This window comes from Taklimakanibacter deserti (assembly GCA_003574785.1).
Window position 1 is genome coordinate 45,813 of record QORU01000010.1, and the last position, 14,906, is coordinate 60,718.

Below are 14,906 nucleotides of genomic sequence, written 5' to 3' on the forward strand. Positions count from 1 at the left end.
CAAAGAGACGAGCTAAGTTCATGATCCAGAATCGAAAAACCGTGTCGGTGAACGGCCGGACCTATGCCTGGCCGCAAGCGCCCCTGGTGGTCATCTGCTGCGACGGCAGCGAGCCCGCTTATATGGAGACCGCCCGCGCCCAGGGCATGATGCCCCATCTCGATCGCATGATCGCCAAGGGTGAGAACCGGCGCGGCCTCTCCGCCATGCCGAGCTTCACCAATCCCAACAACCTGTCGATCGTCACCGGCCGGCCGCCGGCCGTGCACGGCATTTGCGGCAACTATCTCATCGATCCCGAGACCGGCCGCGAGGTGATGATGAACGATCCCAAGTGGCTGAGGGCGCCCACCATCTTCGCGGCCTTCCAGAAGGAAGGCGCCAAGGTCGGGGTGATCACCGCCAAGGACAAGCTCCGGCTGCTGCTCGGCAAGGGGCTCGCCTTCGACGGCAGCGCCGTCTGCTTCTCCTCGGAAAAAGCCGACAAGGCGACCTTGCCTGAGAACGGCATCGAGGATGCGTGCCGGCTCGTGGGGCTCCCGGTGCCGGAGGTCTATTCGGCAGAGCTTTCCGAATTCGTCTTCGCTTCGGGTGTGGCGCTGCTCAAGACGATGAAGCCCGACCTCATGTATCTGTCGACGACCGACTACATCCAGCACAAATATGCGCCAGGCGTGAGCAAGGCCAATGACTTCTACGCCATGATAGACCGCTATCTGGGCGAGCTCGATGCCGAGGGCGCCACCATCGTCATCGTCGCCGATCACGGCATGAAGGACAAGCATCTCAGCAATGGCGAGCCCGACGTGGTCTTCCTGCAGGATGTGCTCGACCAGGCCTATGGGCCGGGCAAGACCAAGGTGATCCTCCCGATCACCGACCCTTACGTCGTGCATCACGGCGCGCTCGGCTCGTTCGCCACGGTCTATCTCTATGGGCCCGAGCCCAAGGCTGTTGCCGGGCTCATCGCCAGTGAGCCCGGCATCGACGTCGTGCTTGACCGCAAGGAAGGCTCGGCCCGTTTCGAGCTGCCGGAGGACCGCATGGGCGATCTCATCGTGGTTTCGGGTGGTGAGAGCCACAGCAAAGTGATCGGAACCAGCCGCGACAAACATGATCTTTCCGGCCTCACCGAGCCATTGCGCTCGCATGGCGGCCTCTCCGAGCAGGAAATCCCCATCATCGTCAACCGCAAGACGCAAGGCCTCGGCAGCGACTTGCGCAATTTCGACGCCTTCGCCATCGGCTGCAATCACATCGCGGCGCGCCAGGAACAGGCGGCGTAACGAAAGCCCATCCCATGAACAAGATCACCCCCACGCGCAAGGTCATCACCGGAACAATGCGGATCGGCGGCAAACCTGTCGCCGCCGACGATGTCGTCCCCGTCCATTATCCCTATACGAACGAGATCATCGGCACGGTGCCGGCGGGACGGCCCGAGCATGCCGCCAAGGCCTTCGCCACAGCCCGCGCCTTCAAGCCCAGGCTCACGCGCTATGAACGCCAGCAGATCCTGTTCCGCACCGCCGAGCTCATCCGCGACCGGCGCGACCAGCTTTCCGATCTCATCACGCTCGAACTCGGCCTGTCCAAGAAGGACTCGCTCTACGAATGCGGGCGCGCCTATGACGTCTATTCGCTGGCGGGCCAGCTCGCCATCCTGGATGACGGCCAGATCTTCTCCTGCGACCTCACCCCGCAAGGCAAGCCGCGCAAGATCTTCACCAAGCGCGAGCCGGTCGGCGTCATCTCGGCGATCACGCCCTTCAACCATCCGCTCAACATGGTGTCGCACAAGGTAGCGCCCGCCATCGCCACCAACAACTGCGTCGTGTGCAAGCCGACCGAGCTGACACCCCTGACCGCGATCGCGCTTGCCGACATTCTCTATGAGGCCGGGCTGCCGCCCGAAATGTTCCAGGTGGTGACCGGCTGGCCCCAGGACATCGGCGATGCGATGGTGACGGACGAAAATATCGACGTCATCACCTTCACCGGCGGGGTCAAGGTCGGCAAGATCATCGCCGGCAAAGCAGGCTACCGGCGCGCCGCCCTCGAGCTTGGCGGCAACGATCCCTTGATCGTGCTCGATGACCTGTCGGATGCCGATCTCGACAAGGCGGCCGAGCTCGCCGTGCAAGGGGCGACGCGCAATTCCGGCCAGCGTTGCACCGCGGTGAAGCGCATCCTGGTGCAGGAGCGCATCGCCGACAAATTCGTGCCTCTGGTGCTCGAAAAGGCCAAGAAGATCAGATTCGGCGACCCGATGGCGCCCGAGACCGACCTCGGCACGGTTGTCCACGAACAGGCGGCCGCCCTGTTCGAGAAGCGCGTACATCTTGCGGAATCACAAGGCGCCAAGGTTCTGTACAATCCAGGCCGCAACGGCGCTCTCCTGCCGCCGATCACGGTCGACTTCGTGCCGCATGAGTCGGAGCTCGTCTTCGAGGAGACCTTCGGGCCGATCATCCCGATCGTGCGCGTGCCCAATGACGATGAGGCGGTGATCTGGATCTCCAACTCCACGCCCTTTGGTTTATCCTCCGGCGTGTGCACCAACCGGCTTGACCGGATCACCCGTTTCATCGAAGGACTGAATGTCGGCACCGTGAACATCTGGGAAGTGCCGGGATACCGGATCGAGATGTCGCCTTTCGGCGGTATCAAGGATTCCGGCAACGGCATCAAAGAGGGCGTGCTGGAGGCGATGAAATTCTACACCAATGTGAAAACCTGGTCCCTGCCCTGGCCATAAAGAGAATCCCCTCTCCCCCTGCGGGGGAGAGGGCTAGGGTGAAGGGGAACCGGCGCCGCAGCGGACTCATTGCCTCCGTCCGTTCCCCCTCACCCTCCCAATGCTCCGCATTGGGCCCCTCCCTCTCCCCCGTTGGGGGCGAGGGTAAGGTCTATCGGTCATGACCGCCGGCACAACGGTCATCATCGAGCTTCTGGGCGGTGTCGCGATGCTGCTCTGGGGCGTGCGCATGGTGCGCACCGGCATCATGCGCGGCTGGGGCGACCGGCTGAAGCACTTCATCCAGCAGCGGCTCGGCAATAGGATTTCCGCCTTCGTGGCAGGCGGCCTCGCGACGGCAGCTCTCGGCAGCGCCACCGCCATGGCGCTGATCATGGCGGGGCTCGCCGGCAGCGGCGCCATCGGCACGGCGATCGGGCTCGCAGTGTTGCTCGGCGCCGATGTCGGATCGGCACTCGTCTCGGCCGTCTTCGCCTCGTCGAGCTCCTACGCCTTGTGGGGAGCGCCGCTCCTCCTCTTTGCCGGCTACGTGACCTTCTCGGCCTCGAGCGAGTTTCGTCCGCATAATTTCGGCCGCATGCTCATCGGCTTCGGCCTGATGCTGTTGTCGCTCAAGCTCATCGTCGGCGCCACCGTCCCCTTGCGCGAGGCGAGCCTGTTCCACGACGCCCTGACCGCCATCGGGCGCGAGCCGCTTCTCGCCTTCATCGTCGGCGCGGTCCTTGCCTGGCTCTGCCATTCGACGCTTGCCGTCATCCTCCTCATCGCCTCCTTCCTCGCCAATGGCAGCCTCGACATCGCGGGAGCCTTGAGCTTCATCTTGGGGGTAAATTGCGGCGGCGGCCTGCCGGCGGTGACGGCGACACTGCAAATGCCGCCCGAGGCCCGCCGCCTGCCGCTCGCCAACCTGTTCTGCCGCGGCACCGTCGCCATCGTCCTGCTCCCTTTCGTGAGCCGGATCGCGCCTTATCTGACAGAGCTTCCGGTCGGTCTGGTCGAGATGGCCGTCGTCTTCCATGCCGGCTTCAACCTGCTTGCCGCGCTGGTCTACCTGCCGTTCACGCGGCCGGTCGCTAATCTCATGCGGCGCGTCGCGCCGGACGTGAAGCAGGCGCCCGACAATCTCAGCCAGCCGCGCTATCTCGACAAGATGGCGCTTTCGACGCCCAGCGTCGCGCTTTCCAATGCGACGCTCGAAACCGTGCGCATGAGCGAGCTGCTCGACCGCATGTTCGACATGGCGATCGTGGCGCTGCGCAGCGGCAGCCTCGAGAAGCTCAAGGAGCTCAAGGCGCTCGACGAGCGGCTGAACCGCTATCAGGCCTCGGTGCATGGATATCTCTCCGACCTGACCCAGTCGGAGCTCGAGAAGAAGGACACCCAGCGGGCGCTCGAGATCATGCTCTATGCCAGCAACCTGGAACACGCGGGCGACGTCATCCATCTCAATCTTGCCGATCGCATCAAGGCCAAGGCCAAGCAGAGCATCAACTTCACCCTCGAGCAGCACGCCTCGCTCGATGATCTGTGCCTCATCATCAGCCAGTCGCTGAGGCTCGCCACCGGGGTCCTGACGTCGAGCGACGTCGAAGGCGCCAAGCGGCTGGTCGAGCAGAAGAACGCCTTCCGCACGCTCGAGAACCGGATCATCGATGAGCATTTCCGCGACAGCGGCAAGGCGCGGGGCGCTTCCCTGCGCAAGAGCGCCCTTTTCGTTGACCTGATCCGCGATCTGCACCGGATCAATTCGCATATCGTCTCGGCCGGCTATCCGATCATCGAGGCCGCCGGGCTTTTGCGCGACTCACGCATCAAGCCCGAAAAGAGGTCGAAATAGTCCCCGTCAATGCGCTAATCTCTGGTGGGCCGGCAAAAATTGGGACAGGAACCCGTGAAATTCATCCATGTCAGCGACCTGCATCTGGTGCCCAAGGGCGACAAGCTCTGGGGCCTCGATCCCTTCGTCCGCCTCGAGACCTGTCTCGACGATATCATCAAGCTCCACAGCGATGCGGCCTTCGTGGTCATCAGCGGCGATCTCGCCGAGAAGGGTGATGTCCTGGCCTACCGCCAGCTCAAGGCCCGCCTGGCCGATTTTCCCATCGAAACCCATGTCATGCTCGGCAATCACGACGACCGCGCCCATTTCCTGTCGGTCTTCACCGAAGGACCCAAGGACGACAATGGCTTCGTCCAGAGCGCCATCACGCGGGACGGCACCCGCTTCCTGTTCCTCGACACGCTGAAGGGACCGCCCTCCTCAGCCGGGCTCTATTGCGCCCAGCGCCAGGCGTGGCTCAAAACCGAGCTTGCCGCCGCCGGCAAGCATCCGCTCTATCTCTTCATGCACCATCCGCCTTTCGCCATCGCTCACGATCTCATGGATCTGATCATGCTCGATGACGCCGAAGACTTCCTGGCGCTCCTTCATGGCCATGCGGTGCGACACATCTTCTTCGGTCACGCCCATCGCCCGATCAGCGGCCAGTTCCGCGGCATGAGCTTCTCGGCGCCGCCGAGCCTCGTGCATCAATTGCCGCTGGTCTCGGATTCAGTCGCGACGATCTACAGCGATGAGCCCGCCATGTATGCCGTGGTGCATGCCGCGGCCGACAAGATCGTCGTCCATATGGATGCCTTCCTCAACCGCCATCCGGCTGACATGGATCCTCAGGCCGAGCGCGGAACGTGGCATTAGGCAACGGCCGTGACGTGATCAGGGCGCGATCACCAGAAAAATGTCGACCGTCTGCTGGTAGGCGCCCTCATATTTGGGAATGAACGGAACCGCGATCATATAGGGATAGCTTGCGGTCAGACGCGCGACATCCGAGCCGGAATCGTTCTTCTGGACCGTCATCGTCAGTGTGACCGCTTGCTTGCCATAGTTCACCAGCTTGCCGTCGATGGCTTTCTGCAGATCACTCTGTGTAAGCTTTGGATTCATCTGCAGCGTTCGCGCCGTCTCCTCGAGCGCGTAGCGCACACTCGATATGGAATGCATGACGGCGCCCACGGTATAGACGCCCAGTATCAGAACAAGGAGAAGCGGGAGCACAAAGGCGAACTCCACGGCCGCCGCTCCGGAGTTCGACCGCCACAGGCCGAGTGAACCGCCCGCCAATCTTGCCAAAACGGCTTTAGCGCACACGGATGACGTCCTCGCGGCGCGCTTGCACCCTGGCCGTCGCAAACAGATTGTGGAGCGGCATATCGACGGACCCACTCGCGGTGATGATCACCGACATATTCGGGATCGCGCCATTGCCGGTGCAAACCGTCGAACACGCGCTGACCGTTCCAGCGCAGGAGCATTGACGAACAATTTGCACGTTCGCGTCTCCCGGCTTGTTCGCCCATGACAGCAGCACGGCACTCTTGGCGGCATCGAGGTCCACGCCGCCCTGCAGAATATAGTTCGCGCCCGTCTTCACCGCCGTGCGCATCTCCATGAGCTGCATCGAATAGGTCCAGCCCGTCACCACGCCGGCCAGCACCAGAATGAGCATCGGTGCGACAAGAGCGAACTCGATGGCGGAGACGCCTCCGCTGTGGGTGATGAACCGGCGCAGGCAATTCATGGGTTCACTCGACCAGCTTCACCAGCTGAGTTGCGGGAATGGCCTTCATTCCGTGAGCCGTGCAGTCTTTGCTGACACTGGCGTTGCCGGTCCATTCGACGGTAAGGCCGACGACCTGGGTGCAGCCGTCGATGCCGGAAAAATTGCCGAGGAACTGGATATCCTGGCTGGCGAAATAGAGGGCACCGGTAAGTTCGGAATCCGCCGTGCCGTTGAAGTTGTTCTTCGTCGAACCCGTATCGGTGCGGTCGCCGAAGAACAGGAGACCCGAATAATCTCCCGTGGTGGCCGCGCTCAACTTCACCGTGGCTGTGCCGTTCATGCTGACCCTGGCGCCGTCGGTCAGATAGATCATGACGCCTGAGCCGGATATGTTCGCATTTGCATTGACCTTGAAGTCGCCGCCGGAAATGACATAGACACCCGGATCGAGCGTCATCGTTCCCTTCAGTGTCAGGCCGCCGCAATATTTTCCCGGCTGCAATGTCGGCCCGCTGTCGCTTTGGCAAGTTTCAGGGATCGCAGGAGGCTCGACGTCCGCATAGGGATCACCGACCGGCGGCACGCCGATTTGCGCGGATTTGCAGTCATTCAGCACTGCGCCATCGCCGAGACTCACGCCGCCGACCGAGTAGATGCAACTGGTTTCCAGCTTGCCGGTGCCTTGCACCGTCACGGCGTCGGTGGCGAGCGAGTTCGCCATGACGCTGCAGCCCAGGAACTTGCTGGTCGAGCTGCCGGAAAACAGCGCGGCCTTGGGCGTCGATTTATGCAAGGCCAGGATGCAGGCGCTGCCGGCATCCTCGTAAGTTGCAACCGCCCGCGCTCGAATGACGACCGGTGTCTTCACGAAGAAGGAGGAGAAGAAACGCGGCGTGTTTTCCGCGAGCAAGACCTCCACGGCCTTGGAGGTGATATGGGCGCCCGATGAGGGCGGCGAATTGAGGTCCGCTGTTCCGATCGCCTGGCGGAAGCCATTGGTGACGGCAACATTCGTCGCAGCCTGCTTGACCGCCTCTTGATTCGAGCCGGCACGCTTCTCCAGGGCGCCGGCATAGGCGGCAGCATCAGCCGCCGCCTGCAGTTGCATATCCCTGTAATACCAAAAGGAGGTTTCAACGCCGAAAGCGGCGCCCGCCACGACCAATGGCATGGAGAGGGCAACAATGACCGCGGTGCTTCCGCGCTCGTTTCCCAGTAAAAATTTAATGCAGTCTGGAAATTTCGCCATCTTTTGCCGCGCCGTCAAAAATACCGTGAAGGCAGGTACGCGAACATTCGCAGGGATTAATAAATTCGATGTTGCGTGAATGGCTACAATCTTAGCGAACGCGGCAAGTTATTCGATAATCACCGGAATTTCCCGCAATCATCGTTAAGGGCCGAACTGATTGAGCATTCAGGCAGGTGCTGCGAGCGCCGGACTCTGGGCAAGCTCGCCGCGCTCGGCGCGCTTCGCCTGTTCCGCGAGCCTCGCACTCTGGCGCTCTTCGCGCCGCTTCATGATCTCATAGGCGATCGCGCCGAGGAGCGAGATCGCGATGATGATGAAGGCCAGCGCCGACAACGCCGGCGTCGTGCCCTGCCGGACCTCGCCGGCGAGAACCGTCACCAGCGTCTTGTCGGCGAGGATCGCGAATGTGGTGGTGTTGTAGTTCTCGAAGGACGACAGGAAGGCGATGACGGCGGCCGAGATCAAGGCCGGCTTCAGGAACGGCAGCAATATATGCCAGAAGACCTGCGGGTAGCTGGCGCCGAGATCGAGGGCGGCCTCCTCCTGGGCGCGGTCGAAACGCTGCAGCCGTGCCATGATGATGAGAAGGCAATAGGCGGCGATGAAGCTCGACTGGCCGAAGATGGCGAGCACGATGCCTTTGTAGAAAACCCCGCGCGTGCCGGTCATCTCGGAAAAATCGCGCCAGAAGATCACGGTCGAGATGCCGATGATGACGCCGGGTGTCAGCACCGGCGACACGGTCACCAGATAGTAGAGCGAGCGGGCACGGTGATAGATCTGGTTCATCACGATGGAGGCGGCAAGGCCCACCGGCACCGACACGCAGATGACGCCGATGCCGATGATGATCGAATTGATGAGGCCGTCCATCATGGCCCGATGGTTCCATAATTTGACGAACCAGCCGAGCGTGAAGCCTTCGAAGGGATAGGCCGTCGGGTAGGACGGCGTGTTGAAGGCGGTGATGCTCATGACCACCAGCGGGCCGAAGAGATAAGCGAAGAACAGCAGGATATAGAAGCCGATCATCACCTTGTTGATCGTCCGGGAGCTCATTTTATCGCCTCCCCGAGACTGACCTTGAACAGGCGGAGCATCAGCAGGACGAGCGCGATGCAGGCGGCAAGCAGGATGAAGGCGTAAGCCGCCCCCCGCGGCCAGTTGAAGGCCTGGAAGAAGAAATCATAGACGATCGAGGTGAACCACAAGGTGTTGGGCCCGCCGAGGAACTGAGGTGCCGCCAGCGAGCCCGCCGACAGCATGAAGACCATGGTGCAGCCCGACGCGATGCCGGGCTTGGCATAGGGGATGACCACATCCTTATGGATGCTCCACCAGGAGGCGCCGAGATCGCGCGCCGCCTCGATCTGGTTCTTGTCCAGGCTCTCGATCGCATTGTAGAGCGGGAAGACCATCACAAGGAGATAGGCATAGGACAGGCCGACATAGAGGCCGACATTGTTGCCGAGGAAGTCGATCGGCGCATCGGTGAGCCCGAGCCCCATGAGCATCTGGTTGATGAGACCCTTGCTGGCCAAGAGCAAGCGCAGCGAGAAGGCGCGCAGGATCTCGTTCACCCAATAGGGAACGATCAGTGCCAGCATCAGGAGGCGAACCTTCTGCGCGCTTCCGGCCTGCGCCATGTAATACGCCAAAGGATAGCAGATCGCGAAATTGAGAAAGGTCACGAGCGCTGAAATGGCAAGCGTAAAGAAGAAAGCCCAGAGATGGGTCGTGTTGACCGAGCCATCGGTCGGCTGGATGAAGAAGGAGCGATATTGATCGAGCGTCAGTATGTCCTTCGGCCCGCCGCGGTCGGCGGCGACCAGCTTCGGATGGAAGCTCTCCTGCACCATATAGAGATAGGGCAGCACAACCAGCATGAGCATCCAGAAGGCCACCAGCCCGATGAAGACGAGGCCCAGTACCGGGCCGTTGCGCTCGAAGAAGCCGCGATGGGTCGGATCATGGGCCAAGCGCTGCTCATAGCGCGCCATCACCATGAAGGCGGCGATGACCAGCACCGGGATGAGGTAAACGAGAAGCCTACTCACGGGCCATGCTTCCTTCCGGGAGAACCAGCCCCAGCTCGGGATCGTAGGTGACCTGCGCCTCGACGCCTTGCTCGGGTATCGTCACGCGCTCGAGGCGCCCGACGGTGAGCGTGATGTCCTTTTTGGCTGCACCCTTCAGGAATATGTGACTGGCATTGCCTTCAAAAGCGACACTGAGGACCGTCGAGGTGATGGTCGCATCCGGTGCGCCCTTGCCGAGGCGCAGCGCCTCGGGGCGGATGAAGAGAATGGCCTTGTCGCCGGCCTTGACGCCTCCGGGATTGCGCCCGCGCAAGGGGCCGAAGGCCGTGTCGATGACGGCGCCCGATGCATCGGCCTTGCTGACGCGCCCGGGGAAAGGATTGTTCTCGCCCACGAAGGAAGCGACGAAGGCGGTCTTTGGCGCGTCATAGACCACCTTGCCGTCGCCAATCTGCTCGATGACGCCATTGTTCATGACCGCGATGCGGTCCGACATGGTGAGCGCCTCGCCCTGGTCGTGGGTGATGTAGATGAAGGTGATGCCGACACGCTGCTGGATGGCGCGCAATTCGGTTCGCATATGCTGGCGCAGCTTGAGGTCAAGCGCCGAGAGTGGCTCGTCGAGCAGCAGCACTTTCGGTTCGACGGCAAGCGCGCGAGCAATGGCGACACGCTGCTTCTGGCCGCCGGAAAGCTCGCTCACCAGCTTCTTGCCCTGTCCGGGAAGGGCGATCAGGCTGAGCAGTTCGTCTGCCTTCTTCATGCGCTCGGGTTTGGAGACGCCACGCACGCGCAATCCATAAGTGATGTTCTCGGCAACCGTCATCAGCGGGAAGAGCGCCAGATTCTGGAAGATGAGCGCCGTCGGCCGCTTGTTCGGCCCGATGCCCGCCATATCCTGTCCGGCGATGCGCACAGCCCCTTCGGAAGGATCGAGAAAACCCGAGACGGTCCTGAGGATCGTCGTCTTGCCGCACCCCGATGGGCCCAGGAACGAGAAGAACTCGCCGCCCGCGATCTGCAGCGACGCGCCGCTGACGGCGGTGAATTGACCAAATCTGACCGTAACGCGGTCGAGTTCGACGTTAGCGCTCATCCCCTGCCCTACCTAAAAGCCCTGTCGCTCGCCTTTGTGGCGAAGTCTGTTCTGCCGTCAGTAAAAACCGTTCTGGCGCGCCGGTCCAGCGCAATTCATGGCCGTCCTTGAGGCGGCCATCCAGTCCCGTCCGTGGAACAGCTATATCACGCCGAGTCTGGATGGCCGGGTCGGAGCCCGGCCATGAAAACCGGCCCCGACAGTGGCGGGGCCGGCTCTGCGATATTCGTTTCAAACCGCTCAGGCGGCCTTGAACTTGTCCGCATACTGACTGCGGATCTCGGCATACCAAGTCGGCTCCACCGGCCAGGGCCAGAGGTTCTTGAGCGCGTCTCCCGGGAAGGCTTCCTGGAAGATCTTCTTCGCCGCATCCGACAGCAAGGCATCGGCGCCGGTGATGACCGGGTTGTAGCCGGAGCCTTCGGCGAGATGCGCGGACGATTCAGGCGTCTGCAGGAAGTTCAGGAACTCATAGGTCTGGTCGACATTCTTGGCCGACTTCATCAGCGAAGCGCCGTCCACCCAGGCGATGGCGCCTTCCTTGGGTGCGGTGTAGTTGACGGGCTTGCCTTCCTTCTTGAGAGAGATCGGCGGGCCGTCCCAGGTGAGGCCGATCCAAACATCGTTCTCCATGAGGCCCGACTTGGTGTTGTCGGCCGAATCCCAGAACTGCTTGACAAAGGCCTTGTTCTCGATGGCGAAGGCGAGGATCGGATCCCAAAGCTTCTTGAAGGATTCCTCGTCCTTGTAGCCGTCCTTCATGCGGTTGGACGGCATCTTGCCATTGGCGTCCCACCACAGACCGATGCTCAGCAGATAGGAATGCGGACGGCCCTGGACATGGCCCTTGACGCCTTCATCCCACAGCGAGCCATAGGAGAGCTGGGCCGGATCGCCCTTATAGAGATCGGTGCGGTAGGAGATCGCTTCCGAGCCCCACACATGCGGCAGCCAATAGAGGCCGCCTTCCCATTCCCACAGCTCCTTGGCGCTGCCCAGCATCGAGGGAATGATGTTGCCGATGTTCTTGAGCTTGTTGGTGTCGAAGGGCGCCAAGACCGCGAGGTCCTTATATTGCGGAGCGCGGTTCATGGTCGGCGAGCACAGATCGAAGCCTTCGCCGCCCGTCGCCTGGAGCTTGTTGATCTGCTCTTCGTTCTGCGAGAAAGGCGTGGTGTTGACCTTGATGCCGGTCGCCTTCTCGAAATTTGGAATGACGGGGTCCGGATACTCGTCCGACCACATGAGGATCGAGAGCTCACCCGATGAAGACCAGGCACGTTTGAGATAGAGAGGGCTCGTCAGCCCGACCGCTCCGGCGGCGAGGCTCGCCTTGAGCAGGCTGCGGCGGCTTATCTGTGCGGCGCGCACCAGATCCAAAGTCGCCTTTTGGGGATCGTATTTCTTCATCTGCTTCCTCCGAAGTGCCGCGAGACTATTCCCGCGGCACCAATGTAAATGCCCAATTTACGTGGCCGGCAGGTCCGGCTCTTTCTTGATTTCAGTCCAGTATGACGGGCCGATGACTGTCGGGCAATGGGGTTCGGAACCTGGCTCCATGTCCCGGAAGCGGCTGGACCTCAAGGCCGAGCCCTGGCCAGCAGCACGCCATGGCGCCATCTGGATACGGGCAGCGTCGCGACATAGAGAACCGCCATGGTAAGCAATGTGGCCCAGGGCCATTTCAGCAGGCCGAGCGCCAATAGTCCCGCCAAGGCCACCGGCGGCAGAAGCATGAGACGGGATGCCTTGCGGCCAAGGGCTTTGCCCGAAAAGGTCGGCCAGGTGCTGATCATCAGGCCGGCCACCGCTGTCAGCACGCCGAGCGCAAGCCAAGACGCCGCGTCATGGCCGAGAGCGCCCGACAATTGGGCGAGAATGGGGGCGAGCGCCAGGAAGGCGCCGGCGGGTGCCGGAACGCCGGTGAAATAATTCGCCATCCAGGCGGGTGCGTTGGCATCCAATTGCGCCACGTTGAATCGGGCGAGCCGCAAGGCGCAGCAGGTGGCGAGCGCCAGGCAGGGCAGCCATCCGGTCATGCCGAACTGCTCGAGGCCCCAGCAATAGACGATGAAGGCGGGAGCGGCGCCAAAGCTCACCACATCGGCGAGCGAGTCGAGCTCACCGCCGAAGCGCGAGGTGGTGCCGGTCAGGCGGGCGATGCGGCCGTCGCAGGCATCGAGGATGGCGGCGAGGAAGACCGAGAGCACGGCAAGCTCGATGCGGTCCTGCGCGGCGAGCAGAAGGGCGGTCATGCCGGCGCACAGCGAAGCGGCGGTAAAGAGATTGGGCAGCACGAAGCGCAGATCATGCTCCGTCTTGCCGAGCTTGCGGGAAAGCGTTCTCATGGCGTGACGCTCGCTGTCTGCGGTGCGCGCGGCTTGCTTTCGAGCGACTCCGGCTCGCGATAGTCCTGCGTGAGATCGATCGGATGCCAGAGCACTTCCTTGGAGAACAGGCCAAAGATGTCGCCGCTGGTGAAGGCCGGCGCGACTGACGGCCGGGCGAAGAGCGACTCGTCGTAATAGCTCGCGACGTCGGCATGGGTATAACCCATCATTTCGAGAAGGCTCGGCACGATGGTGAAGTGGCTCGCCCAGCCGTGGCTCGAGCGCGCCCCTTCTTCGAGCCTGGCGCGCAGGCCGGGATCGCTCGCAAAAGCGAGCAGCGGAACGAGGCCCTGGCGCGGATCGGGATCCTCGATCGAGCAATGGGTGAGCTGGCCCTCGCGGAGCGCCTGCCCGTGATCGGAGGTATAGACCATCGCCAGATTCGAAAGACCGATGTCCTTGAAGAACCGGTCGAAGAAATGGTCGACCGACCAGGAGATGGCGTTGCGATAGGACGCGATCCGGTGCGGGGTATCGCTGGAACCGCTTTCGATCATGGTCGGACCGAACTTCGCCTGGTCCTTGGGATAGGTCGCATCATAGGGGAAATGCGCGCCGTTCTTGTTGGCGTAGATGAAGACCGGCTGATCACCCTTCAGTTCCTCGGCGATGATGCGCAGGAGCTCGAAATCGGCCTGATCGGGCGTTACATAGTCGAGCGAAACATAGCGATCGATATTGCGGGTCTCCGAGATCGTCATGAAGTTCGTAAGCTTGCCGGGATTCTTCATGATGGCGCCCTGGGCATCGATGAAGACGGTGCGGTACCCGGCCTTCTTGGCATAGCTCCAGATCAGCGGGTTGGTGTTGACGCTGGTCGTGAGATCGCTCCGCCTGGCGCCGCTGCGCAGGATGAAATTGGAATAGTGGCTGCAATTGCCGCCCGACGCCGCCGGACCGAAATCCACGAAATTCGCCTTGAGCGCCGGCAGATCCGGCGTGACCGGGTTGCCGGGAGAAAAATCGAGATAATCGGCGCGAACGCTCTCATCGACCAGCATGAGGATATTCTTCACCCGCGCTTGCGGATCTGGCGTCCACGTCACCTCACCGCGGACCTGGTTTTCCAGGGTCGCGATCTTTCCCGCCGCGAAGGCGGTGACGGAAAGGGGCGCGAATTGCTTCGGCATCGCCTGCTGGCCGCTGCCCGACTTCATCGCCACGATCAGCGCGATTGCGGCGAAGGGCAGAATCGGCAGGACAGCGAGGCGGCCCATCCACAGACGGGCCTTTGCCCTACGCAACGGTGCCGGGAATCCCATGATCAACAGCCCGGCGACCAAGGTGAGGCCGGCCGACATCATCAGATGCCAGCCATAGAAATCCGCCGCCCGTCCGGCTTCCTGGCGGGCGTTCCACAGTGATACAACATCGAATACGGTGAATTCCGACCCGCTGATGCTGTAATAGCCGACGGAGCCTGCGGTCGACACGGCTAGGATCACGGCCCAGAACAGGCGCGAGGACCAGCGCGGCTGAAATGCTGCTACGAAAATGGCGGCAACCGACAGGAGCCACACGCCCAGGAAGGCGATGAGGGTGACGTAGCGATTTTGCGCGACGAGGACGTCGATACGGCCGACAAAGCCGAAATTGGTCAGGGCAATGAATGCCGAAAGCAGGAGAATCTTGAGAAGAACGGCATGATTTGCCAAAAGCCGCACGGCAGACCGGAACATCGCATTCCTCCCACCCAAGGCGCTCGATGACGGTCGGGCTACGGTCGGGTTACAGTTTTGAGACAGTTGGACGACGATTTTGCAAAAGCGGGGCCAGCCCTAGGCTCAGCCTGCGCCCAGGAGAGGACC

14 protein-coding genes are annotated in these 14,906 nt (G+C 62.1%); 5 read left to right on the top strand and 9 right to left on the bottom strand.

Annotated elements, in window-relative coordinates; all coding sequences use genetic code 11:
* Positions 1-20: 20 nt before the first annotated feature.
* The 4 genes from phnA to DS839_RS21120 all read left to right on the top strand — a co-directional run bounded on the left by phnA (position 21) and on the right by DS839_RS21120 (position 5,456).
* The gene (gene phnA, locus DS839_RS21105) at positions 21-1,286 is read left to right on the top strand and encodes a phosphonoacetate hydrolase (RefSeq protein WP_119272457.1); all 1,266 of its coding nucleotides are present in this window, start codon (positions 21-23) and stop codon (positions 1,284-1,286) included.
* Positions 1,287-1,300: 14 nt separating this feature from the next.
* Positions 1,301-2,758 carry a phosphonoacetaldehyde dehydrogenase gene (gene phnY, locus DS839_RS21110; RefSeq protein ID WP_119272458.1) on the top strand — a complete coding sequence of 486 codons (1,458 nt, stop codon included), beginning with the start codon at positions 1,301-1,303 and terminating at the stop codon, positions 2,756-2,758.
* 160 nt (positions 2,759-2,918) lie between these two features.
* Positions 2,919-4,595: a Na/Pi cotransporter family protein gene (locus DS839_RS21115; RefSeq protein ID WP_119272459.1), complete on the top strand. Its 1,677-nt coding sequence runs from the start codon at positions 2,919-2,921 to the stop codon at positions 4,593-4,595.
* A gap of 54 nt (positions 4,596-4,649) precedes the next feature.
* Complete coding sequence (locus DS839_RS21120) at positions 4,650-5,456, top strand: phosphodiesterase (RefSeq protein ID WP_368911807.1); 807 nt, start codon at positions 4,650-4,652, stop codon at positions 5,454-5,456.
* An 18-nt stretch (positions 5,457-5,474) separates the two neighbouring features.
* Here the strand turns inward: DS839_RS21120 and DS839_RS21125 are convergent, their stop codons facing one another.
* The 3 genes from DS839_RS21125 to DS839_RS21135 all read right to left on the bottom strand — a co-directional run bounded on the left by DS839_RS21125 (position 5,475) and on the right by DS839_RS21135 (position 7,492).
* A complete protein-coding gene (locus DS839_RS21125) occupies positions 5,475-5,831 on the bottom strand; it encodes a TadE/TadG family type IV pilus assembly protein (protein WP_162918706.1) in 357 nt (118 codons plus the stop codon).
* 67 nt (positions 5,832-5,898) lie between these two features.
* Entirely contained in the window at positions 5,899-6,339 is a 441-nt protein-coding gene (locus DS839_RS21130; protein ID WP_119272461.1) for a TadE/TadG family type IV pilus assembly protein, read from the bottom strand.
* Positions 6,340-6,343: 4 nt separating this feature from the next.
* A complete protein-coding gene (locus DS839_RS21135; protein WP_368911808.1) occupies positions 6,344-7,492 on the bottom strand; it encodes a pilus assembly protein TadG-related protein in 1,149 nt (382 codons plus the stop codon).
* A gap of 13 nt (positions 7,493-7,505) precedes the next feature.
* On the opposite strand from DS839_RS21135, the gene DS839_RS36610 reads away from it, so the two are divergent.
* Positions 7,506-7,649 carry a hypothetical protein gene (locus tag DS839_RS36610; RefSeq protein ID WP_162918700.1) on the top strand — a complete coding sequence of 48 codons (144 nt, stop codon included), beginning with the start codon at positions 7,506-7,508 and terminating at the stop codon, positions 7,647-7,649.
* Positions 7,650-7,738: 89 nt separating this feature from the next.
* Here DS839_RS36610 and DS839_RS21140 read toward each other — a convergent pair whose 3' ends face one another.
* From DS839_RS21140 to DS839_RS21165, 6 genes are all read right to left on the bottom strand, one after another.
* Positions 7,739-8,632 (bottom strand): ABC transporter permease, encoded by an 894-nt coding sequence (locus tag DS839_RS21140; RefSeq protein WP_119272463.1) that lies wholly within the window; start codon positions 8,630-8,632, stop codon positions 7,739-7,741.
* A complete protein-coding gene (locus DS839_RS21145; protein ID WP_368911809.1) occupies positions 8,629-9,630 on the bottom strand; it encodes an ABC transporter permease in 1,002 nt (333 codons plus the stop codon). The genes DS839_RS21140 and DS839_RS21145 overlap by 4 nt, the downstream gene beginning before the upstream one ends.
* Positions 9,623-10,708, bottom strand: coding sequence for an ABC transporter ATP-binding protein (locus DS839_RS21150; protein ID WP_119272464.1), 1,086 nt, complete (start codon positions 10,706-10,708; stop codon positions 9,623-9,625). Before DS839_RS21150 ends, DS839_RS21145 begins: the two co-directional genes overlap by 8 nt.
* A 240-nt stretch (positions 10,709-10,948) precedes the next feature.
* A complete protein-coding gene (locus DS839_RS21155; RefSeq protein WP_119272465.1) occupies positions 10,949-12,118 on the bottom strand; it encodes a substrate-binding domain-containing protein in 1,170 nt (389 codons plus the stop codon).
* Positions 12,119-12,288: 170 nt separating this feature from the next.
* A complete protein-coding gene (gene pssA, locus DS839_RS21160; protein ID WP_119272466.1) occupies positions 12,289-13,056 on the bottom strand; it encodes a CDP-diacylglycerol--serine O-phosphatidyltransferase in 768 nt (255 codons plus the stop codon).
* Complete coding sequence (locus tag DS839_RS21165) at positions 13,053-14,777, bottom strand: sulfatase-like hydrolase/transferase (protein WP_119272467.1); 1,725 nt, start codon at positions 14,775-14,777, stop codon at positions 13,053-13,055. The genes pssA and DS839_RS21165 overlap by 4 nt, the downstream gene beginning before the upstream one ends.
* Between the last annotated feature and the right edge of the window lie 129 nt (positions 14,778-14,906).

Bases quoted from the DNA above. Each gene is read 5' to 3' on its own strand.
- phnA (WP_119272457.1), top strand. From the start codon at position 21: ATGATCCAGAATCGAAAAACCGTGTCGGTGAACGGCCGGACCTATGCC.
- phnY (WP_119272458.1), top strand. From the start codon at position 1,301: ATGAACAAGATCACCCCCACGCGCAAGGTCATCACCGGAACAATGCGG.
- DS839_RS21115 (WP_119272459.1), top strand. From the start codon at position 2,919: ATGACCGCCGGCACAACGGTCATCATCGAGCTTCTGGGCGGTGTCGCG.
- DS839_RS21130 (WP_119272461.1), bottom strand. From the start codon at position 6,339: ATGAATTGCCTGCGCCGGTTCATCACCCACAGCGGAGGCGTCTCCGCC.
- DS839_RS21135 (WP_368911808.1), bottom strand. From the start codon at position 7,492: ATGCCATTGGTCGTGGCGGGCGCCGCTTTCGGCGTTGAAACCTCCTTT.
- DS839_RS36610 (WP_162918700.1), top strand. From the start codon at position 7,506: ATGACCGCGGTGCTTCCGCGCTCGTTTCCCAGTAAAAATTTAATGCAG.
- DS839_RS21140 (WP_119272463.1), bottom strand. From the start codon at position 8,632: ATGAGCTCCCGGACGATCAACAAGGTGATGATCGGCTTCTATATCCTG.
- DS839_RS21150 (WP_119272464.1), bottom strand. From the start codon at position 10,708: ATGAGCGCTAACGTCGAACTCGACCGCGTTACGGTCAGATTTGGTCAA.
- DS839_RS21155 (WP_119272465.1), bottom strand. From the start codon at position 12,118: ATGAAGAAATACGATCCCCAAAAGGCGACTTTGGATCTGGTGCGCGCC.
- pssA (WP_119272466.1), bottom strand. From the start codon at position 13,056: ATGAGAACGCTTTCCCGCAAGCTCGGCAAGACGGAGCATGATCTGCGC.
- DS839_RS21165 (WP_119272467.1), bottom strand. From the start codon at position 14,777: ATGTTCCGGTCTGCCGTGCGGCTTTTGGCAAATCATGCCGTTCTTCTC.